Annotated in this window: 25 protein-coding genes; 15 read left to right on the top strand and 10 right to left on the bottom strand. The window is 71.8% G+C overall.

Annotated elements, in window-relative coordinates:
• Position 1: 1 nt before the first annotated feature.
• From ACZ7OH_RS01210 to ACZ7OH_RS01180, 7 genes are read left to right on the top strand one after another with little or no spacing between them, the layout of a single operon-like run.
• Positions 2-1,219 (top strand): ATP-grasp domain-containing protein, encoded by a 1,218-nt coding sequence (locus ACZ7OH_RS01210; RefSeq protein ID WP_470279024.1) that lies wholly within the window; start codon positions 2-4, stop codon positions 1,217-1,219.
• Positions 1,216-2,457 (top strand): MFS transporter, encoded by a 1,242-nt coding sequence (locus ACZ7OH_RS01205; RefSeq protein WP_470279023.1) that lies wholly within the window; start codon positions 1,216-1,218, stop codon positions 2,455-2,457. The genes ACZ7OH_RS01210 and ACZ7OH_RS01205 overlap by 4 nt, the downstream gene beginning before the upstream one ends.
• Before the next feature lie 19 nt (positions 2,458-2,476).
• The gene (locus ACZ7OH_RS01200) at positions 2,477-3,811 is read left to right on the top strand and encodes a hypothetical protein (RefSeq protein ID WP_470279022.1); all 1,335 of its coding nucleotides are present in this window, start codon (positions 2,477-2,479) and stop codon (positions 3,809-3,811) included.
• 15 nt (positions 3,812-3,826) lie between these two features.
• A complete protein-coding gene (locus ACZ7OH_RS01195) occupies positions 3,827-4,501 on the top strand; it encodes a cyclase family protein (protein ID WP_470279021.1) in 675 nt (224 codons plus the stop codon).
• Positions 4,494-5,651, top strand: coding sequence for a DUF362 domain-containing protein (locus ACZ7OH_RS01190; RefSeq protein ID WP_470279020.1), 1,158 nt, complete (start codon positions 4,494-4,496; stop codon positions 5,649-5,651). The genes ACZ7OH_RS01195 and ACZ7OH_RS01190 overlap by 8 nt, the downstream gene beginning before the upstream one ends.
• Positions 5,648-6,988: an anthranilate synthase component I family protein gene (locus ACZ7OH_RS01185; RefSeq protein WP_470279019.1), complete on the top strand. Its 1,341-nt coding sequence runs from the start codon at positions 5,648-5,650 to the stop codon at positions 6,986-6,988. Before ACZ7OH_RS01190 ends, ACZ7OH_RS01185 begins: the two co-directional genes overlap by 4 nt.
• Positions 6,985-7,566 carry an anthranilate synthase component II gene (locus tag ACZ7OH_RS01180; RefSeq protein ID WP_470279018.1) on the top strand — a complete coding sequence of 194 codons (582 nt, stop codon included), beginning with the start codon at positions 6,985-6,987 and terminating at the stop codon, positions 7,564-7,566. Before ACZ7OH_RS01185 ends, ACZ7OH_RS01180 begins: the two co-directional genes overlap by 4 nt.
• Here the strand turns inward: ACZ7OH_RS01180 and ACZ7OH_RS01175 are convergent.
• Together ACZ7OH_RS01175 and ACZ7OH_RS01170 are read right to left on the bottom strand one after the other, a co-directional pair.
• Complete coding sequence (locus ACZ7OH_RS01175) at positions 7,563-7,832, bottom strand: hypothetical protein (protein WP_400893564.1); 270 nt, start codon at positions 7,830-7,832, stop codon at positions 7,563-7,565. The genes ACZ7OH_RS01180 and ACZ7OH_RS01175 overlap by 4 nt on opposite strands.
• 182 nt (positions 7,833-8,014) lie before the next feature.
• Complete coding sequence (locus ACZ7OH_RS01170) at positions 8,015-8,974, bottom strand: ArsR/SmtB family transcription factor (RefSeq protein WP_470279017.1); 960 nt, start codon at positions 8,972-8,974, stop codon at positions 8,015-8,017.
• A gap of 393 nt (positions 8,975-9,367) precedes the next feature.
• Between ACZ7OH_RS01170 and ACZ7OH_RS01165 the strand changes: the two genes are divergently transcribed.
• The 5 genes from ACZ7OH_RS01165 to ACZ7OH_RS01145 are packed head-to-tail and all read left to right on the top strand — an operon-like array spanning position 9,368 to position 13,738.
• Positions 9,368-11,578 carry a HAMP domain-containing sensor histidine kinase gene (locus ACZ7OH_RS01165; RefSeq protein ID WP_470279016.1) on the top strand — a complete coding sequence of 737 codons (2,211 nt, stop codon included), beginning with the start codon at positions 9,368-9,370 and terminating at the stop codon, positions 11,576-11,578.
• 5 nt (positions 11,579-11,583) lie between these two features.
• Positions 11,584-12,018: a roadblock/LC7 domain-containing protein gene (locus tag ACZ7OH_RS01160; protein ID WP_400897404.1), complete on the top strand. Its 435-nt coding sequence runs from the start codon at positions 11,584-11,586 to the stop codon at positions 12,016-12,018.
• Positions 12,015-12,392, top strand: a complete 378-nt coding sequence (locus ACZ7OH_RS01155) for a DUF742 domain-containing protein (protein WP_400893558.1) — start codon at positions 12,015-12,017, stop codon at positions 12,390-12,392. Before ACZ7OH_RS01160 ends, ACZ7OH_RS01155 begins: the two co-directional genes overlap by 4 nt.
• The gene (locus ACZ7OH_RS01150; protein WP_400893556.1) at positions 12,373-12,960 is read left to right on the top strand and encodes a GTP-binding protein; all 588 of its coding nucleotides are present in this window, start codon (positions 12,373-12,375) and stop codon (positions 12,958-12,960) included. The genes ACZ7OH_RS01155 and ACZ7OH_RS01150 overlap by 20 nt, the downstream gene beginning before the upstream one ends.
• A gap of 19 nt (positions 12,961-12,979) precedes the next feature.
• Positions 12,980-13,738 (top strand): MHYT domain-containing protein, encoded by a 759-nt coding sequence (locus ACZ7OH_RS01145; protein ID WP_400897402.1) that lies wholly within the window; start codon positions 12,980-12,982, stop codon positions 13,736-13,738.
• On the opposite strand, the gene ACZ7OH_RS01140 is transcribed toward ACZ7OH_RS01145, so the two are convergent.
• Positions 13,735-14,352 carry a PaaI family thioesterase gene (locus tag ACZ7OH_RS01140; protein ID WP_470279015.1) on the bottom strand — a complete coding sequence of 206 codons (618 nt, stop codon included), beginning with the start codon at positions 14,350-14,352 and terminating at the stop codon, positions 13,735-13,737. The two genes, ACZ7OH_RS01145 and ACZ7OH_RS01140, sit on opposite strands and share 4 nt — an antisense overlap.
• A gap of 31 nt (positions 14,353-14,383) precedes the next feature.
• Entirely contained in the window at positions 14,384-15,133 is a 750-nt protein-coding gene (locus ACZ7OH_RS01135; RefSeq protein ID WP_470279556.1) for an SDR family NAD(P)-dependent oxidoreductase, read from the bottom strand.
• 80 nt (positions 15,134-15,213) lie between these two features.
• Here ACZ7OH_RS01135 and ACZ7OH_RS01130 point away from each other — a divergent pair, with 80 nt between their 5' ends.
• The gene (locus ACZ7OH_RS01130; RefSeq protein ID WP_400893553.1) at positions 15,214-15,729 is read left to right on the top strand and encodes a hypothetical protein; all 516 of its coding nucleotides are present in this window, start codon (positions 15,214-15,216) and stop codon (positions 15,727-15,729) included.
• Positions 15,730-15,752: 23 nt separating this feature from the next.
• Positions 15,753-16,295: a ferritin gene (locus ACZ7OH_RS01125; RefSeq protein ID WP_470279014.1), complete on the top strand. Its 543-nt coding sequence runs from the start codon at positions 15,753-15,755 to the stop codon at positions 16,293-16,295.
• A gap of 3 nt (positions 16,296-16,298) precedes the next feature.
• Here the strand turns inward: ACZ7OH_RS01125 and ACZ7OH_RS01120 are convergent, their stop codons facing one another.
• The 6 genes from ACZ7OH_RS01120 to ACZ7OH_RS01095 all read right to left on the bottom strand — a co-directional run bounded on the left by ACZ7OH_RS01120 (position 16,299) and on the right by ACZ7OH_RS01095 (position 20,752).
• Complete coding sequence (locus ACZ7OH_RS01120; RefSeq protein WP_470279013.1) at positions 16,299-16,520, bottom strand: hypothetical protein; 222 nt, start codon at positions 16,518-16,520, stop codon at positions 16,299-16,301.
• A 31-nt stretch (positions 16,521-16,551) separates the two neighbouring features.
• Complete coding sequence (locus ACZ7OH_RS01115; protein ID WP_470279012.1) at positions 16,552-17,571, bottom strand: alpha/beta hydrolase family protein; 1,020 nt, start codon at positions 17,569-17,571, stop codon at positions 16,552-16,554.
• Positions 17,568-18,059 carry an alpha/beta hydrolase gene (locus ACZ7OH_RS01110; RefSeq protein WP_470279011.1) on the bottom strand — a complete coding sequence of 164 codons (492 nt, stop codon included), beginning with the start codon at positions 18,057-18,059 and terminating at the stop codon, positions 17,568-17,570. Before ACZ7OH_RS01110 ends, ACZ7OH_RS01115 begins: the two co-directional genes overlap by 4 nt.
• Before the next feature lie 442 nt (positions 18,060-18,501).
• A complete protein-coding gene (locus ACZ7OH_RS01105) occupies positions 18,502-19,482 on the bottom strand; it encodes a transporter (RefSeq protein WP_470279010.1) in 981 nt (326 codons plus the stop codon).
• Complete coding sequence (locus tag ACZ7OH_RS01100; protein WP_470279009.1) at positions 19,479-20,360, bottom strand: ABC transporter ATP-binding protein; 882 nt, start codon at positions 20,358-20,360, stop codon at positions 19,479-19,481. Before ACZ7OH_RS01100 ends, ACZ7OH_RS01105 begins: the two co-directional genes overlap by 4 nt.
• Positions 20,357-20,752 carry a GntR family transcriptional regulator gene (locus tag ACZ7OH_RS01095; RefSeq protein ID WP_400878524.1) on the bottom strand — a complete coding sequence of 132 codons (396 nt, stop codon included), beginning with the start codon at positions 20,750-20,752 and terminating at the stop codon, positions 20,357-20,359. Before ACZ7OH_RS01095 ends, ACZ7OH_RS01100 begins: the two co-directional genes overlap by 4 nt.
• 249 nt (positions 20,753-21,001) lie before the next feature.
• On the opposite strand from ACZ7OH_RS01095, the gene ACZ7OH_RS01090 reads away from it, so the two are divergent.
• Positions 21,002-22,507: an alpha/beta hydrolase gene (locus tag ACZ7OH_RS01090; protein WP_470279008.1), complete on the top strand. Its 1,506-nt coding sequence runs from the start codon at positions 21,002-21,004 to the stop codon at positions 22,505-22,507.
• The last annotated feature ends 15 nt before the right edge of the window (positions 22,508-22,522 follow it).

The raw sequence follows: 22,522 nt of genomic DNA, 5'->3' as shown, positions 1-22,522 counted from the left end.
CATGCCGAACCTCGTGATGGTGATGCCCTACAAGGCATACCTCGGCAAGGCGCGGACGGAGGGCTTCCGGATCACGGCGATCTGGGACCCGGCCGAGGCCACGCGGCTGTTCGGCGCGGACGCGCCCGCGTACCTGAAGGAGGTCGAGAGCCTCGCCGAAAGCCTGTGGCTGGTCGACTTCACCGACCGGGCCGCCTACGCCGAAGCGATCCGCGCGGCCGTGCGGGACACCGGCGCCGGCCACGTCTGGCACGTCGGCAGTGAGGAGAGCATGCAGCTCGCCCACGAGGTCGCCGACGAGCTGGGCGCGGCGGTCAACTCGCCGCGCTCGGTGTTCCTGCTCAACGACAAGCTCGCCATGCGGACCCTCTTGCGCGACAAGGGCATCTCGACGGTCCGGTTCGCCACCGCGGACCGCTGGCAGGACGTCGAACCGCTGCTGGCCGGCTTCACGCTGCCCGTCGTGGTGAAGCCCGCCGCGCTGTCGGCCAGCCGCGGGACACGGCTGCTCACCGACCCCGCCGAGCTGCCCGCCTGGGGCGACGAGCTGGCGGCGCTGGCTTACTCCGGGCCGTTGCTGGTCGAAGAATACCTGCGCGGCCCCGAGTTCAGCGTCGAGACGATGACCGTGCGCGGCGAGCACCACGTCATCGGCGTGACGCGCAAGCTCCTCGGCCCGCTGCCGCACTTCGTCGAGCGCGGCCACCTCTTCGGCGAGCCGGAGACGGCGGAGACGCGGGCGGTCGCCGCGCTCGCGGTCGAGCTGCTCGACGCCGTCGGCTACCAGTGCGGCCCGGCGCACACCGAGGTCATCCTGACCGCCGACGGCCCGCGGATCGTGGAGTCGCAGGCCCGGCTGGGCGGGGACAAGATCCCGGACATCATCCGGCACGCGCGCGGGTTCGACGTCAAGCGCGCGATGTTCGCCGCGCTTGCCGGGCGGACGTCGTTGCCGGAACCGGCCGGCTCGGTCGGGCACATCGCGTACTTCTCCTTCCCCACCGGAGTTCTGCGGTCGGTCACGGGTCTCGAAAAGGCGCGAGCACTGGACTATGTGGACACCCTGAGCTTCCCGTTCGTTCCCGGAGACGTCCTGCCGGAGACCGTCAGCTCCAAGACCCGGCACGGTTTCGTGATCCTCACCGGTTCCGAAGACGCGGAACAGGCCCAAGCCCGCGCGGACCACGTCCGTTCCCTGATCGAGGTGGAGATCCGATGAGGAGCTACTTCGCCCTGCACCGCAACGTCCGGGTCCGGATCGGCCTCGCGTTCGTGCACAAGCTGATCGACGCGATGATCCTCACCTTCATCGCGATCTACCTCGCGGCGCACGTCGGCGTCGCGGTCGCCGGCGCGCTGATCCTGGTGTTCGCCGCGTTCGCGGTGGTCGGCATGCTGGTGGGCGGGCACCTGTCCGAACGCTGGGGCCGGCGTCCGGTGCTCGTCATCGGCGACCTGGTCGGCACCGGCTTCCTCGCGGTGATGGCCGTCGCCTACTACTCGGAGTGGGGCGCGCTCGCGGTCTACTTCTCCTACGCCGTCGTGAAGTTCGGGACGAACCTCGCGCTGCCCGCCAACGACGCGACGATCATCGACGTCACGCCGCCGGCCGAGCGCAAGTTCGTCTACACGGTCAACTACTGGGTGATCAACGTCGCCCTCGGCACCGGCGCGCTGCTCGGCGCGTTCCTGTACAGCGCCCACTTCGGCGCGGTGATCCTCGGTGGCGCCATCGGCATGGCCTTCGCCCTCACGATCACCGTGACGATGGTGGCCGAGACCAGGCCGGAGATTCCCCGGCCACCCACCAAGCTCACCGGGCTCGCGCAGTTCGCCCAGGGCTACAAGGTCGTGCTCGCCGACTCGACGTTCCGCCGGCTGATCATCGCCGCCACGCTGATCCTGACCCTCGAAGGGCAGCTGAGCACCGCGATCGGCATCCGGCTGTCGACGGACTTCCCGACACAGCCGGTGTTCCCGTTCGGCGCGGTGACCGGCGTGGAGATGCTCGGCGTGCTCAAGGCGGTCAACACGATCCTGGTCGTCGCGTTCGCCCTGGTGGTCAACACGCTGCTGAAGCGGATGCCGGACCGCGCGCGCCTGTACGCGGGCATCACGTTGTACGCGGGCGGGTTCGCGGTGCTGGCCGTCACCGACGACGCGTGGCTGCTGCTCGTGGCCGTCGTCGTGCTGACCGTCGGGGAGCTGATGAACCTGCCGGTGCAGCAGGCGCTGCTCGCCGAGCTGGCCCCGGACGACGGGCGACCGCGGTACCTGGCCGCGTACTACCTGCACATCCGGTTCGGCCAGATCGTCAACTCGATCCTGATCAGCCTGAGCGCGGTGGTGAGCATGGCCGGGATGGCCGGGATCTACCTGGCCTTTGGCGTCGTGATCATCCTGCAGTACCGGGCGATCCTGGCCCGGCGCGAGACGCGCGTCGCGGTCTCCGCCTGAACCCCCTGGGAAGGTAACCATGTCGGCACGGTCCGAGCGGATCACCAAGGCCTACCTCGCCGGGTGCGAGGAGGCGGACAACCCGCTGCGCCACGCGCGGGAGAGCCTCGAGCTGTCGGAGACCAAGCGCCGGTCCTGGCCCCGGCTGCTGCCGCGGCCGATCGTGGTCGACGAGGCGGAGTACCGGGCGTTCGGCCGCGACCTCGTCACGGTCTACGAGCTCGTCGGCAGCCTGCCGCGGCGCCTGTTCGACGGCGACTTCGACCGGTTCCGCCGGTCGCTCGGCATCGACGACCGGCACGCCGCGCTGATGACCCGGCTGCTCGGCGAGGAACCGCCGCCGCTGTACGGCCGCGCCGACGTCTACTACGACGGCACGGCGTTCAAGCTGCTGGAGTACAACATCGGCAGCGCGCTCGGCGGGCTGGACATGGTGGGCACGCTGCCCAAGGCGTACCTGCGGGTCCCGGCGGTCGCCGAGTTCGCCGCCGAGCACGGGCTCGGGTTCCTCGACATGGGCTCCGACCTCGCCGAGGCGCTGCGCAACGCGGGCAAGACGATCGGGGCGGGCGAGCCGGTGGTGGCGATCCTCGAAGGCCCCGGCGGGATGACGACGTACGGCCACCAGCGGCGGGCGATCGCCGAACTGCTCGAGGAAAACGACGTCGTCTGCCGCGTCGGGGAGATCGGCGACCTGGAGTTCCGGTCCGGCAAGCCGTACCTCGAAGGCGCGGGCGTCGACGTCATCCTGCGCTACTACGGCCTCGAGGAAATGCTGGAGCACCCCGACTGCGACGCGCTGCTGGAACCCGTCTTCCGCGCCCACGAAACCGGCCGGGTCGTCGTCTGGACGCCGACGAACGTGTTCAGCAACAAGGGAACCCTGGCGATGCTGTCCGAGTTCGCCGACACCTTCGAGCCGGCCGAGCGGGCGGCGATCGAGCGCGTGCTCCCGTGGTGCCGGATGCTCGGCCGCCCCGGCGCCGGCCCGGACGCCGGCCGCATCGACGAGTGCATCGAGCGTCAGGACCAGCTGGTGTTCAAGCCGACCGGCCTCTACGGCGGCCAGGGCGTCGTCATCGGCCCCGAGGTCGACGCGGCGACCTGGCGGGAGACGCTCGAAGCCGGTTCGCGGACCGGCTCGCTCGTCCAGGAGATCGTGCGGCCCAACCTGGAGACGGTGATCGACCCCGACACCGGCGAGCGCTCCGAGTGGTACGCGCTGTGGGCGGCGTTCATGACGCCGGCCGGGCTCTCCGGCGGCGGCGTGCGCGCGATCCCGCCCGGCGGCACCACCGTCATCACGATGATCAACAACCCCGACGTCCGCAACACCTGCCTCTTCACCTGCTGAGCAAGGAGAACCCCGGTGCCCCGACTCGTCGACCTCACCCACGGCTTCTACGACGGAATGCCGTCCTACCCCGCCGACTGGTTCCCGAAGTTCGTCAGCGAACGCTCGATGACGCCGGAGACCGACCCGTACGGCACCAAGCGCACCTTCTCGTACCTGCACGTGTTCCCGCACAACGGGACGCACATGGAGTACAAGCTGCACTTCTACCCCGGCACCGAAGGCATCGACGAGGTCCCGCTGCAGACGTTGATCGGCCGCGCCTGCGTCGCCGACCTGTCGCACAAGGGCGAGCTGGACGAGGTGACCGGCGAAGACCTGGAGAAGGCGCTGCGGCCGGTGTGGCGGCCCGGCGACCGGCTGCTCATCCGCACCGACTGGCTGCGGCACAACTGGGGCCGCTCCGACTACTGGGACCGCCCGCCCTACCTGACGCCGTCGGCCGCGCGGTGGGCCATCGACAACGGCGCGTGCCTCATCGGCTTCGACTGCCTGACCGAACGGCCGGGCGACGCCGAGTCCCCGGTGCACCACGCGCTGCTCGCCGCCGGGATCCCGCTGCTGGAGTACGTCACCAACATGCACGAGCTGACCAAGCAGGTCGTCCAGCTGATCGCACTGCCGACCAAGGTCGCCGGCGCCGAAGCCGCGCCCGCGCGCGTGATCGCCGTGGAGGACACTGATGACTGAACAGGTCGCGCTCACGGCCGTCGGCGGTGACGCCGGCGTGCCGGACGGCCTGGCCCGGCTGCTCGACCTGCTCGGCGAACCGCTGTCCGCGCTGCCGCCCGGCGCGCAGGTGCTGATCAAGCCGAACCTCTTCCAGACCGCGCCCGGGTTCCACGTGCGGCCGGCGCTGCTGGCCGCGATCGCCCGCGCCGTCGCCGAACGCGGGGCGCGGCCGGTGATCGCCGAGCGCACGCACGCGATCTACGAGATCCTGCGCGACCACGAGGCCGCGAAGTACGCCCGCGTCGTCAGCTTCGACGACCTGCCGCTGCGCATCACCGGCATCCCCGGGGCGACGTCGCTGCGGGTGCCGATCGCCGTCCCCGAGCTGATCCTGGACTGCGACTACTTCATCGGCGTCCCGCAGCTGCGCACGCACGCGAGCGTCGTCTACTCGAACGCGATGAAGAACCTGGTCGGGCTGCTGCCCGGGTACACCACCCGGATCGTGCACATGGCGGGCGTCGACGAGTCCACTGTGGACCTGAACCTGATGCGCCCGCAGGACCTGGTCGTCTGCGACGGGACCACCGTGATCGAAGGCAACTACCCGATGGACGGGCAGGCCCGCGAGGTCGGCTTCCTGGCGGCGAGCCGCAACGCCGTCGCGCTGGACGTCGCCGTCGGGACCCTGGCCGGCTTCGACCCGGACAGCGTCGCGTACCTGCGGGACGCGCACGCGCGGGGGATGGGACCCCTTTCCCTCGACGACATCCAGCTGCTCGGGACGCCGCTCGAGGAGCTGGCGTTCGACATGGTGAAGGCGCCGGTCGAGATCGTCGTGCCGCGCGAGGGCATCCACGTCTACGCGGACAACGCGTGCCCGGCGTGCAGCCGGTTCGTCGCCGGGGCGATGCGGGCGCTGGCCGGGGAACTGTGCGAGTGGGACGGGGAGATGACGGTCATCTCCGGGCCGCAAGTCTCGCTCCCGCCGTTGCGCGGGGAAGTGCTGCTCGTCGGCAACTGCTTGTACGAGAGCCGGGACCTCGGCATCTTCGTCGAAGGCTGCCCGCCGCGGGCGATCCAGCTCGCCGCGTTCCGCTACGCCATGGGCAAGCCCGTCGGCGACCACGAGCGGACGCAGTTCCGGGTGCCGGCGGTCGCGCGATGATCACGTCCGCGCTGTCCCCGGGCGCGCGGCTGCACCGCTGCGCCGTCCCGCTGGCGTCCACAGTGGACCCGGTGGCCGCCGCCGCGGCCCTGCGGCCGGCCGGGCGCGTCATGCTCACCGCCGGGCCGGGCGGCCGGGACGCGGTGCTGGCCGCGGGCGAGCTCGCCGTCCTGTCGCACCCCGGCGGTGACGGACCCGCCCCGCTCACTGCGGCGGTGGACCTGCTGGCCGGGCTGGACCTGCCGCCGGACACCACCGACGCCGAGGCGGCCTGGTACGGCTTCCTGGCCTACGACGCCGCGCGCGACTTCGAGCGGCTGCCCAGCCGGCACCCGGCGAACGGGCGGCCGGTGTACGAGTTCTTCCTGCCCGAGGTGCTGGTCATCGACGGGCGGGTGATCGGCCGGGGCACGACCCCCGCGGCGGCCCGCAAGGCGGCCGAGCAGGTCGCCCGGACGCTCGACCGGCTCGTCGTCGCCCCGCTCGGTGCCGTCGCGGTCGGGACCGGGACGTTCGGGTTCGGCTACGACGAGTACGTCCACGCCCTGCGGCGCGCCCAGCAGCACATCCTCGACGGCGACGTCTTCCAGCTCGTGCTGTCCAACCCCTGGACCGCGCCGGCCACTGTGGACGGCTTGACCGTCTACAACCGACTGACCGAGATCAACCCGTCCCCGTACCACTTCTGGCACGGCGGGCCGGAGTTCGAGGCCGTGGGGGCGTCGCCGGAACCGTGCCTGACGCTGTCGGGTGGCCGGGCGCTGATCCGCCCGCTGGCCGGCACCCGGCCGCGGGGCCGCGACGGCCGCGCCGACCGGCTCGCCGAGGACGACCTGCGTTCGTCGGTCAAGGAGTTGGCCGAGCACCGGATGCTGGTCGACCTGGCCCGCAACGACCTGGGCCGGGTGTGCCGTCCCGGCACGGTGTCGGTGGAGCGGCTGATGGCCGTGGAGCGGTATTCGCACGTCATGCACCTGACGTCCGACGTCTGGGGCGAGCCCGCCCGGGAGCGCGGGACGGCGGAGCTGATCCGGGCGACGTTCCCGGCGGGCACCATGACCGGGACGCCGAAGGTGCGCGCGATGGAGATCATCGATTCTTTGGAGCCCGCGCGGCGCTGGCTGTACTCGGGCGCGGTCGGCTCGTTCGGGGTGTCCCATGTGGACCTGTACCTGACGATCCGCAGCATGGTGTGGTGTGACGGCGAGATCCGGCTGCAGGCGGGCGGCGGCATCGTCCACGACTCCGACCCGGCCGAGGAGTACGCGGAGTGCCTGGCGAAGCTCGGGTCCGGGGCGCGAGCCCTCGGCGTGACGGTGGAAGGGGCGGCGGCGTGATCTGCGTGCTCGACAACTACGACTCGTTCGTCTACAACCTGGTGCAGTACCTGGGCGACCTCGGCGCGTCGTGCCAGGTCTACCGCAACGACGAGGTGTCGGTGGCCGACGTGGCCGCCCTCGACCCGGAGCTGGTGCTGATCTCCCCGGGCCCGGGCGCCCCGGCGGACGCGGGCATCTCGGTCGAGCTGGTCCGCGCGCTGGCGGGGCGCGTGCCGATCCTCGGTGTGTGCCTCGGCCACCAGGCGATCGGCGCGGCGTTCGGCGCCCGGGTGGTGCACGCGGCCGAGCCGATGCACGGCAAGTGTTCACCCCTGGCCCACGACGGCCGCGGCGTCTTCGCCGGGCTGCCGAACCCGCTGACGGTGGCCCGGTACCACTCGCTGGTGCTGGACCCGGCGTCGCTGCCGGCGGACCTGGTCGTGACGGCGTGGTCGTCGACGGGCGAGGTGATGGGCGTCCGGCACCGCGAGCTGCCGATCGAGGGCGTCCAGTTCCACCCGGAGTCGCTGTTCACCGAGGGCGGGATGGCGATGGTCGCGAACGCCATGCGCCCCCGCACCCTGGTGCGCAGTTAGGCGAGCTCCGCCGAGACGACCGACGCCAGCCCGCGCAGCCGGTCGAGCAGGGGCTCGGTCTCCTCCGCGGCCAGCAGGACCGCGCAGACCATGCTGCTCTCGCGGACGCCGTCCTTGATGTCGACGGACAGCTCGTGGACCAGGTGGCCGCCCAGGGCGGTGACCAGCGCCGGGATCTCGTCGGCGCCGCCGACGAAGTACGTGGCGATGCGGCGGCGCAGCAGCATCGCCGAGCGGGTCGCGGGAATGGCGAACGACGTGGACATGGCGGATCTCCCGAACGAAGAAGGAATGAGATCGGGGCCAGGTCCCGAGAAGAGCGATCGACGACGCTGCGCGCCGGCGACCTGGGTTCAGCCGGCGCGCCGGGTTACGAGTCGCGAGGACGTCATGAGGCGCTGCACGGCGACAGGCTAACACGACGCCCGCGCGCCGGGGCAACACCCGATCAGCCGGCGCGGATGACGCCCAGGCCCAGCGGGGTGATCTCGTGGATCTGCGACTTCCCCGACCGCGCGCTGGTGATCAGCCCGCCGGCCCGCAGCACCGACGCGTGCTGGCTGGCCGTCGCGAGCGACACGCCCGTCATCGACGCCAGCTCGCTCGTGTTGCACCGGGTGGTCGCCACCGTCACCAGCACCCGCGCCCGCGTCTGGCCGAGCAGCGCCACCAGGGACGGCCCGGGCTCGGCGTCGCTGTCGAAGCGCGGGTGGCCGATCGAGTAGACCAGCACCGGCGGCAGGCCCGGGTCCTTGTACGTCGTCGGCATGCCGTGCGCGAAGAACGTCGGGATCAGGCGCAGGCCGCGGCCGTCGAGGTGCAGCTCCTGCGCGATCGGGAAGCGCACCCGCAGCACCGGCGGCGTCCACGTGACGTCCGGGTGCAGCGTCGAGAGCAGCAGCTGCGGCCCGCCGCGGTCCAGGTTCGCCCGCAGCCGGTCGCGGTCGCGGGCGACGACGTGGCGGACCGTCGCCCAGTCCGGGGCCAGGCACTGGCGGTAGTAGTCCTGCAGCGCGGTGCCGAGCCGGTGCAGCTCGCGGGTCTCGCCGCCGGCCAGCCGGCGCAGCCACGGCGTGACGCGCGTGCCCTGCGAGGCCAGCTCGGCGACGTCCGCGGCCAGCACCTTTCCCGGCGTCTCGAGCAGCGCGGAGACGCCGTCACCGATCGTGGCCAGCCCGGCCGGGGTGAGGAAGTCCGGGCAGTACCCGTACGGCGGGACGGCCGACATCAGCAGCCGGCCGGACTCGGGGGCGGCGGTGCGCGACCCCTTGCGCCACCGGCCGAAGAACGGCTCGCCCTCGGGCCGGCGGATCCGGTAGCTGCTCATCAGCAGCTCCCACATCGGATCGGCGTCCTCGGCGATGGTCACCTTCGCCAGGTCCGCGTCCGTGAAGTGGATCTCCAGCATGCCCGCACCCCCTTTCCCGGCCGAGGATAGCCGCGGTGACGCCGAGTGACGTTTCACCCAGGCGTGAAAGGTCCGCACGGCTGTTGACGCTGCTCACGAGCCGCTGGCACCGTCTTGCTCACCTCCCGCCGGATTTCACGGCGAGTGGCGCGGGCCGGCTGGGGGTCGGCCCGGCCCGATCCCGCCTTCCCGCGGACGGAAATTCACGCACTTCGCGAAGGCGAAAAGCGGCGTCGCCGACCATTACCCTGCGTAGCTGATGCGTACGGGGGAAACGGCCGCGGTTCCTTGACAGCACCGTCGCCCGCGGAGTTATGTCTCCGGTCTGAATTCCGTGAAAAAAGATCCCGGAAATCGTTCTCGGCCACCGGTACGAATCGAGCCACGCCACCGATGAAAGAAGACGAACCGCTTCGCCGTCGTTCCACCCCGTCGTGGAATCCCGGCACCTGGCGGCTGCGCACCAAGATCTCCGTCGTGTTGTTGCTGCCCGTCCTGGTCGCCTTGCTGCTGGCGGGCGGCCGCATCCAGACCGAGCTGGCCCAGGCCGGCGCGCTCAGCGCCGTGCGCGACCAAATGCCGGTCGTGCAAGGGATCGCCGAGCTCGCCGGCCTCGTCGACGACGAGCTGATCCACGACGGCGCGGCCGCGCAGACCGCCGCCGTCGACGCGAAAACCGCCTCGATCCGGCACGACGCCGAATTCGCGCAGCTCGGCCCGGAGCTTTCCCGCACACTGGAAGATCAATTGGCGAAATTGGCCGGCCTGCGGCAGCAGGAAGGGCTGGCCGGGGGGAAAGCCGCCGCCTACCACGACTTCGTCGTCGGCTTGAGCGAGGTGATCCCCGGTATCGTCGCCCAAGCCGGGAATGTCGATCTCGACCGGCCCGCCGATATCACGAAAGCATTGACGCAGCTGAGGACGTCCCTGGCCGGCCAGGAGGTGCCGGACGGAAGATCCGCGGACTCGCTCGCGGCCGCCGTCGCCGAAGAGGCGGTGCTCACCGGGCAGATCCGCCGCGCGCTGCCGTCCGGTGCGGTGGCGGCGCGGTTCGCCGCCGCGACCATCCCCGGCGCCGGCGGGCCCGCGGCCAAGCGCGCGGCGCTCGGGAGCATCCTGGACGACCAGGTGACGACCCTCGCGGACGCGGTCGGCGCCCGGACCAACCTCATCCGGTCCGACGCGCTGCGCGACGCCGCGCTCGTGATCGCGGCGCTGCTCGGGGCCCTCGCCATCGCGCTCGCCGTGGCCCGCTCGGTGGTCGCCCCGATCCGCCGGCTGCACGCGGCCGCGGTCGACACCGCGCGCCGCCGGCTGCCCGCGACCATCGAGCGGATCCGGGAAGGCGAGGACGTCGACTGGCAGGCGACCGAGCGGCTGCCCGTCGAGTCCGAAGAGGAGGTCGGCGAGCTGGCCCGCGCCTTCGACGACATGCACCGGCAGGCGGTGCGGCTGGCCGTCGGCGAGCAGGCCGAGATGCGGATCCAGGTCAGTGAGATGTTCATGACGCTGTCGCGGCGGAGCCAGTCGCTCGTCGAGCTGCAGCTGTCGGTGATCGAGGACCTCGAAGCCGACGAGCAGGACCCGCAGCGGCTGGCCGAGCTCTTCCAGATCGACCACATCGCCACCCGGCTGCGGCGCAACGGCGAGAACCTGCAGGTCCTCGCGGGCGGGCGGCCGGTGCGCCGCGAGGTCGGGCCGGTCGCGACGGTCGAGCTGCTGCGCGCGGCGACGTCGGAGGTCAAGGACTACCAGCGCGTGACGCTCGGCAACGCGCCCCGCGGGTCGGTGCAGTCCGAGGCCGCGGCCGATGTCGTGCACATCCTCGCCGAGCTGCTGGAGAACGCGATCCGGTCGTCGCCGCCGGACGAGCAGGTCGTGCTCACCGCCGACCGCGGCTTCGACGGCGGCGTGCTGATCGAGGTCGTCGACACCGGGCTCGGCATGACCCGCGAGGACCTCGAAGCGGCGAACGCCCGGCTCGCCGCCGGCGCGTCGGTGAGCCCGGAGACCACCCGCCGGATGGGCCTGTTCGTCGTCAGCAGGCTCGCCGCCTCGCACGGGATCACCGTGCGGCTGCGGCCGACGACCACGCGGACCGCGAGCGCCGGCATCACCGCCAGCGTGCACGTCCCCGGGGTGCTGATCCTGGTCGACCTGCCGCCGCGGCCCGGGCTGCCCGCGTCGCTCAACGGCGGCGCCCGGCACGAGCCGGAACCCCGGTGGCCCGCCGAGGAACCCCCGGCCGTCGCGGAGCCCGTGCCGATGCCGACGCCGATCTTCGACCAGATGCTGTCGCACTGGTTCGCCGACCCGCCCGCGCAACCGGCGCGCACCGGCGAGTGGGCGACCCCCGCCGACGACGTCCGGCAGGCCGCCGAGGCCGCGGTCGGCACGCTGGACGACCTCGAGCTCACCGACTCGGGCCTGCCGACGCGGCAGCCCGGCGCCCAGCTCGCCCCCGGCTCGGTCACCCCGCGCAAGCCGCGGGAGGCCGACCCGTCGTTCCGGGACCCGGCCGCGGTGCGGAGCAACCTTTCCCGGCACTACAGCGGTATGCGCGCGGCCCGCCACCGGGTCGCGACCGACCCGAAGGGCCAGTGATGAGCATGAGCACCCGGCAGGGAGGAGCGGAAGTGGTCGACCAGTCCCGGAACTGGCTGGTGTCGGCGTTCACGCAGGAGGTGCCCGGCGTCGCGCACGCCGCGCTCGTGTCGGCGGACGGCCTGCTCGTGGCGGCGAACGACTCGATGCCGCGCGACCGGGCGGACCAGCTCTCCGCGATCGCGTCCGGTCTCGCGAGCCTCGCGCTCGGCACCGCCGATCTGTTCACCGCCGGGCGGGTCGTGCAGTCGGTCATCGAGATGGAGCAGGGCTTCCTGCTGCTGATGAACGTCGGCGACGGCTCGAACCTGGTGGTCCTGGCCAACCCGGGGTGCGACATCGGCCTGGTCGGCTACGAGATGACGCTGCTGGTCGACCGGGTCGGGAAGATGGTCGAGACGCCCGCGCGCCCCACGGCCGCACCCGGGGCGAGCCGGTGACCCAAGGCCGGCGGCGCGAAGGCGGGCGGCACGCGGCATCGCTGGCCCGGCCGTACGCGTGGACCGCCGGGCGCACCCGGCCGACGGTCGACCTGGCGGTGGAAGCCCTCGTCGAGACGACGGCCGAGGGACGCGCGGCGCCCTTCAGCCCGACCAACCCGCTGGCCGCGGTGACGCAGCTGTGCCTGAACCAGCGCTCGGTGGCGGAGGTCGCCCTGCACCTGGGCGTGCCGCTGGGCGTGGCCCGGGTGCTCATCGGCGACCTGCTGGTCGCCGGCCAGGTGTCCATCCGCGACACGCTCACCGCGGACGCCTCCTTCGACGAACGCAACGACCTGCTCGAAAGGGTCCTCAGTGGACTACGCGCACTCTGACAAGCGGATCACCTCGGCCAAGATCGTCGTGGCCGGCGGGTTCGGGGCCGGCAAGACGACGTTCGTCGGCGCCGTCTCCGAGATCGACCCGCTGCGCACCGAAGCCGTGATGACGGCCGCCGCCATCGGGGTCGACCGGACCGAAGCGGTGCCGGGGAAGTTCGCCACGACGGTGGCGATGGACTTCGGCCGGCTCACGCTGGCCGACGACCTGATCCTCTACGTGTTCGGCACGCCGGGGCAGCACCGGTTCTGGTTCATGTGGGACGACCTCGTCTGCGGCGCGGTGGCGGCGATCGTCCTGGTCGACACGCGCCGGCTGGCGGACAGCTTCGCCTCGATCGACTTCTTCGAGTCGCGCGGGCTGCCGTTCCTGATCGCCGTCAACCAGTTCCAGGACACCCGCCAGCACCCGCCGGAGCAGGTGCGCGAAGCGCTCAAGGTCCCGGCGGAGGTCCAAGTCATCACCTGCGACGCGCGCTCGCCGGAGTCGACGAAGCAGACCCTCATCGCCGCGGCCGAGTACGCGTTGGCCGCGTTGCACGCGCCGCGGCAGCGGCAAGCCTGACAGGAGCCCGGAAATGCACATGGACCACGACGACTTCGCGATGGGCCACTGGCTCGTCGTGCTCGCGTACCTCACCTCGGTGGTGGGCTGCGCCCTCGGGCTCGCGTGCACGCTGCAGGCGCGCACGACGGACAACGCGCGCACCCGGCTGACCTGGCTCGGGCTCGCCGCGCTGTCGATCGGCGGCGTCGGCATCTGGGTCATGCACTTCATCGCGATGCTCGGGTTCTCGACGCCGGGCCTGCCGGTGCGCTACGACATCCTGCGCACGGCGCTGTCGGCGGTCCTGTCGGTGGCGGCGGTGTTCTGCGGCCTGCTGGTGTTCGGCGTCCGCAACCGGTTCGCCTGGCGGCGGCTCCTGCTCGGCGGCCTGCTGACCGGGCTCGCCGTGAACGTCATGCACTACACGGGGATGTGGGCGGTGCAGATCAAGGGCACGATCGGCTACGACCCGACGCTGGTGGTGCTGTCGGTGGTGATCGCCGTGGTGGCGGCGACGGCGGCGCTGTGGTTCACGGTCGGGCTGGACAAGCTCCTGCCGCGCCTGGCGGCGGGCCTGGTGATGGCGGCGGCGGTGACGGGCATGCACTACACGGGCATGGCGGCGGTCCGGCTGCACCTCGACGCCGGGGCACCGGACCCGTCGGGCGCGGAGGTGTTCTCGTTCCTGTTCCCGGTGTTCGTGCTGGCGGCGCTGGCGATGGCGGTGCCGATCTGCGCGGTGCTGATGGCGTCGTCCAGCTCGGAAGCGCCCCGGCACACGTCGGTCGTGCCCTAGTCCGAAGTGGACACCGGGAAGCGGTCGGCGCTGAAGTGGACGAGGATCGCCGTGGCCGTCGCGCAGATCTCTTCGCCCGCGCGGAGGGTGCCGGTGGCGTGCAGCTTCCGCCCGTCCCGGCGCTCGAGCCGCCCTTCGACGCTGAGCGGCACCGCGTACGGCGTGCCGCGGAGGTAGTCGACGGTCAGCGACGCCGTCATCCCGGGGAAGCCGGCCGCGGCGGTGGCGCGGCCCAGCACGTGGTCCAGGATCGCCGCCACCCAGCCGCCGTGGACCCGGCCGGGTGGTCCTTCGTGCGCCGCGCCGAGCAGGACCTCCGCGCGGACCCTGTCCGGACCCACATGCGTCCACGACAGCGGGGGCGCCAACGGGTTCCCGGGCCCTTCCAGCGGGTTGTTGACGCTCAGGTGGCCGCCGCCCTCGAGCGCGGCGAGCAGCAACGGCGGTGCGCCGCCGCCCTCCCGCAGCGCGGCCGTGACGGCTTCGACCCGGCTCGCGGCGGCGGCCAGGTCGGCTTCGTCGCCCGCGCACACGGAAGCTTCGATCAGCTCGCGGATCCGGGACCCCAGCAGCGCGCGCCCGGGCGGCACGCCGTCGACGATCGGGAAGGTCATCGCGCCCCCAGGAACTAGAACGTGTTCCAGATTACCAGGTCGGCCGGGCGGTGACCCCGCCGTCGACGACGAGGTCGTGCCCGGTGATCCAGGAAGCCAGCGGGGACGCCAGGAAGACGCACGCTTTGCCGACGTCTTCGGGGGTGCCGAGCCGGCCCAGCGGCGCGGCGCGGTGCCACCGTTCGACGCCTTCGGGCCAGTCCCGCTCGAGCCCGTCGCGCGCGATCAGCCCGGGGGACACGGTGTTGACGCGGATCCCGCGCGGGCCGTATTCGAGCGCGGCGCCGCGGGCGTGCATGACGAGCGCGGCCTTGGCCGAGCTGTAGTGGACGTGCCCGGGCGCGGGTTGCCGGGCCTCGATCGAAGCGACGTGCGTGACGCTGCCGCCGTCGTGCAGCAGCCGTGCGGCGGCTTGGGTGCAGGAGAACGCGCTGGTCAGGGTCGCGTCGAGCATGGCCCGCCACTGCCGCGCGGTCAGGTCCGCGAGGGCTTCGACGGGCTGGGCACCGGCGTTGTTGACGAGCGCGTCGAGCCGGCCGCCCCAGTCCGCGACGGCGGCCAGGAGCGCGTGGCAGGCGTCGTCGTCGGTGAGTTCGGCGGTGAAGGAGCGGGCACAGCCGCCCGCGGCTTCGATCGCCGCGACGACGTCGTCGGCCGCACCGGGACGGCGGTGGTGCACGGCTACGGCGCTGCCGGCCTCGGCGAAGCGCCGGGCGATCCCGCGGCCGATGGTCCCGGACGCGCCGGTCACGCAGGTCACCGTTCCGGCGAGGTCGGGCAGGTGGCTCGGCACGCGCAGATCGTAGCTTCCGGCCGAATTCTTCAGGCGGATTTGCCGCCTTTCCCCGGTATCGTGCCGGCATGCTCTCGCCGGTGCCCGCCGCCCTCGCCCCAGCCGCACCGGGTTCCGCGCCGTGGTGGGGTGTTCCGGTGATCGCCGGGGGCTTCCTGCTCGCGGGCGCGGTGATCGCGTTCCTCGCGACCTCGCTGAGCGATCGCCGGCGGCTGAACCGGGAGGACCGGCGCCAGTGGGACCGCGACATCCGGGACGCCTACCTGGAGATCACCCGGTACTTCGGGCGGATCACCGCGTTCCGGTACCAGGTGCTCACCGACGAGGGCGACCGCCGGTCGAGGTACCAGGCCGGCGCCGAGGCGCTCGCGGGCCTGCGGGAACAGGTCGCGATGCTGGAAGTGATCGGGACGCCGGCGGTGATCGCCCGGGCGCACGAGCTGGAGGACCGCAGCGCCGCGGTCATTTCCCTGTGGCACGAGCTGATCAACCCCGGAAAGCCGGAGTACCGGGCCCTGAACGCGGCCCGGAACGAGCTGCTCGACGCCGTCAAGGACAGCGTCCGGGGAGCGCGCCGCTCGTAGCCCGCGCGCGTACCTTGTGGGGCATGGCCGATACCCAGCGTTCGAAGTTCTCCGAGCTCCTGCAGGCGCAGATCCGGCACGAGTTCACCGCCGCGCAGCAGTACATCGCCCTCGCCGTCTGGTTCGACGCCCGTGACCTGCCGAGGCTGGCGAAACGCTTCTACCGGCAGTCGATCGAGGAACGCAACCACGCGCTCGCCATGGTCCAGTACCTGCTCGACCGGGACCAGCCGGTGGCCGTCCCCGGCAGCGGCGACGTCCGCAACGACTTCTCCAGCGCGCACGAGGCGATCGAGGTCGCCCTCGACCAGGAGCGGGCGGTGACCGCCGACATCGAGGCCATGGCGAAGGCCGCGCGGCTGGAGGAGGACTACCTCGGCGAGCAGTTCGTGGCCTGGTTCCTCAAGGAGCAGGTCGAAGAGGTCGCCCAGATGTCCACGCTGCTCACGGTCGTCGAGCGCGCCGCGGACAACCTCTTCGAGGTCGAGAACCACCTGTACCGCGAGGCCGCGACCGGGGTCGAGGACGCACCGGACATGCCACCGGTCGCGGGCGGCAAGCTCTGAGCGCTACAGGAACGTGGTGAGCCACGTCGCCGGCCAGAACGTCCGGCTCAGCGCGACGGCGATCAGGACCAGGCTGAGCAGCGTCGCCGCCAGACCGGCGGCTCCCAGCAAGACGTCGAGCAGCGGCTCCTTTCTCGGCCGCGGCGAGCCGGCTCCGACGGCCGAGCCGCGTCCAGCCGGTGAAGCGCTGGAACCCGTCTCGGCGTAGGCAGGCGGAAGCGGCACACCCCCAACGCGTGCCGCTTCCGCCGTCCCCCTAGCGGCAGAACGAGACTTCCGGGTAGCCCGGTGTGTCGAGCACCGGCCGCGGCTCGCCCCGCACGTGCTGGTCGAAGAACGCGTTCACGTACATCCGCGTGATCTCCTGCGTCCGCGCGGCGCTCGTCGTCGCGCCCGTGTCGACCCCTAGCCGGTCCCCGATCAGGCCCACGTCGGTGAAGGACGCGTGCAGCGTGCCCGCCACCTCGACCCAGCGCTTCCACCCCGTCATCCGCGCCCAGTCCCGTTCCCACTCCACGTTGCCCGGCGCGCACCTCGGCGTCTGCTCGTGGTTGACGAACATGAACGGCCGCGCCAGCCCGGGTGCGGTGAGCGGGACCTCCGTGCGTCCGTCGATGTCGATCCCGGCGCGGATCCGGGGGTCGGCGACCATCGCGGGGATCGTGCTCGCGCCGCCGATGGAGTGCCCGGCCATGCCGATCCGCGACGCGTCGATCAGCGACGCCCACCGCGAGTGCTTCAGGAAGTCCAGTACGAACGACACGTCGGCGGGCCGGCCCAGTTCCCGCTTCGTCCAGAACGCGCTGTCGTGCGGCACCTCGCAGGACGCGCACCCGGCGAAGTGCCCGTCGGGGAAGCTCGTGCCGGTGTTCTCGTAGGTGTGGCCGACGAGCGCGACGGCGTACCCGTGGCTCGCCAGGTCCTCGGCCAGCGCGGTGAGCGTGGCGCGAGGCTTGGTGTAGCCGGGCGAAAGCACCACCAGGGGCAGGTGGTGCCCGGCCGGCCGGGCACCGGCCGCCGAGTGGGTCACCACCCCGGTGAGCAGGTCCGGCGGCACGTCCAAACCGCTGTCCTGCAGCAGTGCCGCGGATTCGGCCGACGTCAGGTACTGCGCCTTCGGCCCGTGCGCGGACGCCGCCGGGTAGAACAGCGTGACCATCAACTCCCGGTAGGGCACCGACGGCACCCAGGGGTCCGCCCGCGAGGTGTCCTTTAGGTACACCGGCGTGCTGCCCACCGGCCGGTCCCCGGTCGGCGCCGGCAGGGAAAGCGTCATGTCGCGGTCAGGATCGTCGTCTTCATCCGATGAACGTCACTTCTGGGTAGGCGGGCGACGGCGCGGCCAGCAGCGGCTGGGGCCGGCACCGCAGGTTCCGGTCGAAGAAAGCGCTTACGTAGTTCCGCGAGATCGGTGAACGAGCCGTGCACCGTGCCGGACACCATGAGCCAGCGCTTCCACCCGGTGAGGTGCGTCCAGTCGGTCTCCCAGTCGTCGTACGGGCCCGGCTGGCCCGGCGTGTAGTCGTCCATGCTGCCCAGGAACAGGAACGGCCGGGCCAGCCCGGACGCCGGGAGCGGGACGTGGATGCTCCCGTCGATGTCGGCCCCGGCCCGGATGCGCGGGTCGGCCAGCATCGCCTGCGTCGTGACCGCGCCACCCGCGGAGTGCCCGGTCATGCCGATCCGCGCCGGGTCGATCAGCGCGCCCCACTTCTTCGAGCGCAGCAGCGAGTCGAGCACAAACGACGTGTCCTTCGACCGCACCTGCGCGACCTTCCCAGGTCCCGGGCTGGTCGTCGACTTCGCAGGCGGCGCAGCCGGTGACGTGACCGTCGGGGAAGGTCGTGGCCCGGTTCTCGTAGGTGTGGTCGATCGCCGCCACCGCGTAGCCGCGGCTGGCGAGCTCCTCGGCCAGCGCCGTGAGGACGGCCCGCGGCTGCGTCCAGCCCGGGGACGTTGTCCCGTTCGAGGTTGCGCTCGGACTCCAGCGGCGTCATGTACTGCTTCGTGGGCCCGTTCGCCGACGTCGCCGGGTAGAAGACGGAGACCATCAGCTCCCGGTAGGGCACCGTGGGCACCCAGGGATCGGGCCGTGATCCGTCCACAAGGGACAGTGTGCTGACGCCGACGGGCTCGTGGCCGGTCGGGCGGAGGGTCAAAGCGGTGGCTACCGCGAGGGTGCGCATGATTCCCCCAGGAACCGGAGTCAGGACAGGTGGCGGACGCGACGGAAGCAGAACCAGGTGAGCAGGGCGGTCATCGCGAGGTAGAGCGCGAGTTCGAGCCACTGCAGCGGCCAGAACCGCGAACCCGGCTGGTAGGTCAGGCGCTGCTGGTAGCCGTGCGCGCCCAGCTGCGCCATGCACTCCTGGACGTTGCCGCGTTCCGGGATGGGGCCGCCCGGCCCCGGCAGGCAGTTCCGCACGAAGTCCGGCAGCGGGACGGCCAGGTTCCCGGCCGGGTCGACCGTTTCGTTCGTCAGCACCCACGCGCCGGGCGGGTTCCGCACGCCGATCTCCCGCACGCCGTTTGCGTCGCCGGTGATGTTCGTGATGTTCTCGCCGGTGATCGCGACCGTCTCGGTCTGCGGCGGCAGCAGGTGGGGCCGCACGAAGTTCGGCACCAGGAGCAGCACGGCGGCGAGCGCGACGAGCGTGACGGCCATGGCAGCCACGGTCCGCTTCAGCAGCATCCCGACCGCGACGCCGAGCGCGAGGGCGAAGGCCGCGTAGCCGATCGGGACGATGCCACGCGCGCCGAAAACCACCGGCGCCATGCGCGAAAGCATGCCGCGGTCGGTCTGCGCGGCCGCGAGCGCGTCGATCGGGCTCGCCCACCACGACACCGCCCAGCCGAGCAGGCCGCCCGCGACCACCGCGGCGAGCAGGCCGTAGCCGAGCTTGGTGGCGAGCCACCGCTTGCGCGTGACGGTCTGGTTCCAGACCAGGCTGTGCGTCCCGGTCTCCAGCTCGCGCGTGATCATCGGGACGCCCCAGAAGACGCCGATCACGGCGGGCAGCAGGTACAGCACCAGGATCGTGCCCGCGAAGAGGGCGTCCTCGTCGGAGAAGTCGGTGCGCCCGACCAGGTCCGGGCCGGTGATCGCGAGCGCGACGCCGATCAGGACCAGCGCGGCGAAGAGGGACAGCGCCGACGTGCGGAACTGGCGCCAGGTCAGCCAGGTCATCGGAGGACCTCCAGGGCGGGACGGGCGGCGGCGGGGTTGCTCATGTATTCGAGGACGAGGTCCTCGAGGCCGATCCGCGCGACCGTCCACGCGGGATCGAGGATCGGCGCCTCGGTGCGGACGAGCACGGTGGTCTGGCGGTCGGTGTGCTTCTCGGAGACGACGAGCTGGTCCGCCGGCAGCGTGCCGACGTCGCGGCGCGGCCCCGACAGCCGGTGGTGCGTGGCCAGCAGCTCTTCGACCTCGCCGATCACCCGGACCTGCGAGTCCACCAGCACGACGAGGTGGTCGCAGACGCGTTCCAGGTCGTTGACCAGGTGCGAGGACATGACGACGGACAGCCCGTGCTCGGCGACGGCTTCCATGAGGTCCTGCAGGAACTCCCGGCGTGCCAACGGATCCAGCGCGGCGACCGGTTCGTCGAGCAGCAGCAGCTCGGGCCGCTTGGCGATGCCGAGGGTGAGCGCGAGCTGCGCGCGCTGGCCACCGGACAGCTTCCCGGCGTGCTGCTTCGGGTCGAGCCCCAGCCGTTCGATCCGCTTCGCGGCGAGGGCGGTGTCCCAGCGCGGGTTGAGGTGCGCGCCGAGCCGCAGGTGCTCCTCGATGGTCAGCCCGGTGTAGACGGGCGTGCTCTGGGCGACGTACCCGACCTTCGCCAGCTGGTCCGGCCCGCTGCCGGGGACGCCGCCGCAGACTTCGATGCTGCCGGTCGTCGGCTCCAGCATGCCGGACGCGATGTTCAGCAGGGTGGACTTCCCGGCACCGTTGGGGCCGACGAGCCCGGTGACGTGACCGGCTTCGATCTCGAGCGTGCAGCCGGTCAGCGCCTGCTTGCGCTTGTACTTCTTGCCCAGCCCCTGGGCTCGCAGGACGGTCACGCTATGTCCTCTCTGGCGGAGTCGCGAAACGTGGACATCAGCAGGGCCTCGATGCTCTCTTCGTCGAGACCGGCCTTGCGGGCCTTGCCCAGCCACCGCCGCAGGTCCTGCCGCAGCGACCCGAGCACGGCGAAGGAGGTGCCGCCGTTGAGCGTCGCGGTGACGAAGGTGCCGACGCCGGGCCGGGCCGAGACGAGGCCGTCGTGCTCCAGTTCGCGGTAGGCCTTCAGCACGGTGTTGGGGTTGATCGCGAGGGAGGCGACCACGTCCTTGACCTTCGGGAGCTGGTCCCCTTCGGCGAGCAGACCCAGGCGGAGGGCGTGCCGCACCTGCTGGACCAGCTGCTGGTACGGCGAGAGCCCCGACCGGGCGTCGAGGTGGAATTCGATCATCGACAACTCCATTTATCTAGTTGCCTAGTACTATAGCTAAACGGTGCAAGTCCGCGCCAGGGATCTTTTCGGCCGGCGTCCTGACGGTCGGCGCGGGAACCCTCGCCGGGCTTCGCGCGAACAACCGCACGACAGCCGTGATCTTTTCCGCGCGGCTGCCAACCCGATCACCCCCTCACCCGTCTGAGGGGGTGATCATCTCCTCCGACGAAAGGGTTCTTCGTGCGTCGATTTCCTGGGGGAGGCATCGTGCGCAGCATCGTCGTCGCGCTCGGTGTCTCGATGGCCGTCGTGGCCGGGCCGGCGGTCGCTTCCGCCTCCGTCGACAGCGTTCCCACGCCGAAGCTGAGCTGGACCGGCTGCGAAGACGGTTTCCAGTGCGCCACCGCTTCCGTGCCGCTGGACTACGACCGGCCCGCCGGCGCGAAGATCGACCTCGCGCTCATCAAGCTGCCCGCCACCGATCCCACGCACAAGATCGGCACGCTGTTCGTCAACTTCGGCGGCCCCGGCGCGTCCGGCCTGCAACGCCTGCGGGAGCGCGGGAAGTGGCCGTGGCTGTTCTCCGACCAGCTGCGCGCCCGGTTCGACCTCGTCTCGTGGGACCCGCGCGGCATCGCGAACAGCACCGCCGTCCGGTGCTTCGACACCGTCGCCGAACAGGAGTCGTTCTTCGGCTCCTTCCCGGAGATGCCCGGCGACGCGAGCGGCAACGCCGTCTTCTACGCCAAGTCCAAGGAGCTCGCCGACCGCTGCGCGGCGAAGGCCGGCCCGATCCTCGAACACGTCTCGACGGCGAACACCGCGCGGGACCTCGAACTGCTGCGCCGCGCGGTCGGCGACGCGAAGCTGACCTACCACGGCATTTCCTACGGAACCCAGCTCGGCGCCACCTACGCCAACCTGTTCCCGAACCGCATCCGCGCCATGGTGTTCGACGGCACCATGGACTTCGCGGGCAACTCCACCGGCCACGACGGCGCCGGCAAGACCGTCCCGCTGGACACCCGCCAGGACGTCGCCACGGGCATCTCGCAGACGTTCGACCAGTTCCTGCGCCTGTGCGCGGAAGCCGGCCCGAAGTGCGCGTTCTCCTCGGGCGACCCGAAGGCGAAGTGGGCGGCCATCACGGCACGGGCCAAGCAGGCGCCGATCACCGTGGACGGCGAAACCTGGACGTACTCCGGGATCATCAACGCGGCCGCGGACCTGTCGGACTCGCGGGGCTGGCCGGACATCGCGTCCCTGCTGCAGCGCCTGTACGACGCGCCCCGCACAGCGGCCGCGTTCAAAGCGGGCGAGCCGTACACATCCAACCGCACCGAGGCGTTCAACGCGATCCAGTGCAGCGACAGCGACGTCCCGACCGACCCGGCGATCTACAGCCGGTACGCCGAATCGGAAGACCAGCGCGTGCCGTACTTCGGCCGGATCGCGGTGCTGGACATGATGAGCTGCGCGTTCTGGCAGGCGAAGGACACCGACCGCTACACGGGTCCGTGGAACCGCCCGACGTCGGCGGAGATCCTGGTGCTGAACAACCGCTACGACCCGTCGACGCCGCTGCCGGGCGCGCGTGACGGGGCCGCGGAGCTGGCCCGCGCCCGGGTGTTCGTCACCGAGGGGTACGGCCACTCGTCGATGTACGTGCCGAGCACCTGCACCGAGCAGGTGAAGCGGGACTACCTGATCTCCGGGACGTTCCCGGCGGCGGGCAAGACCTGCGCGGTCGACGCGAGCCCGTTCGCGGGCTGAGGCCGAAGGGGCGGC

The sequence above is a fragment of the Amycolatopsis sp. NPDC114478 genome (assembly GCF_055633805.1).
The sequence above is the reverse complement of the archived record's forward strand: the minus strand, read 5'-3'. Positions and strand labels throughout refer to the sequence as shown.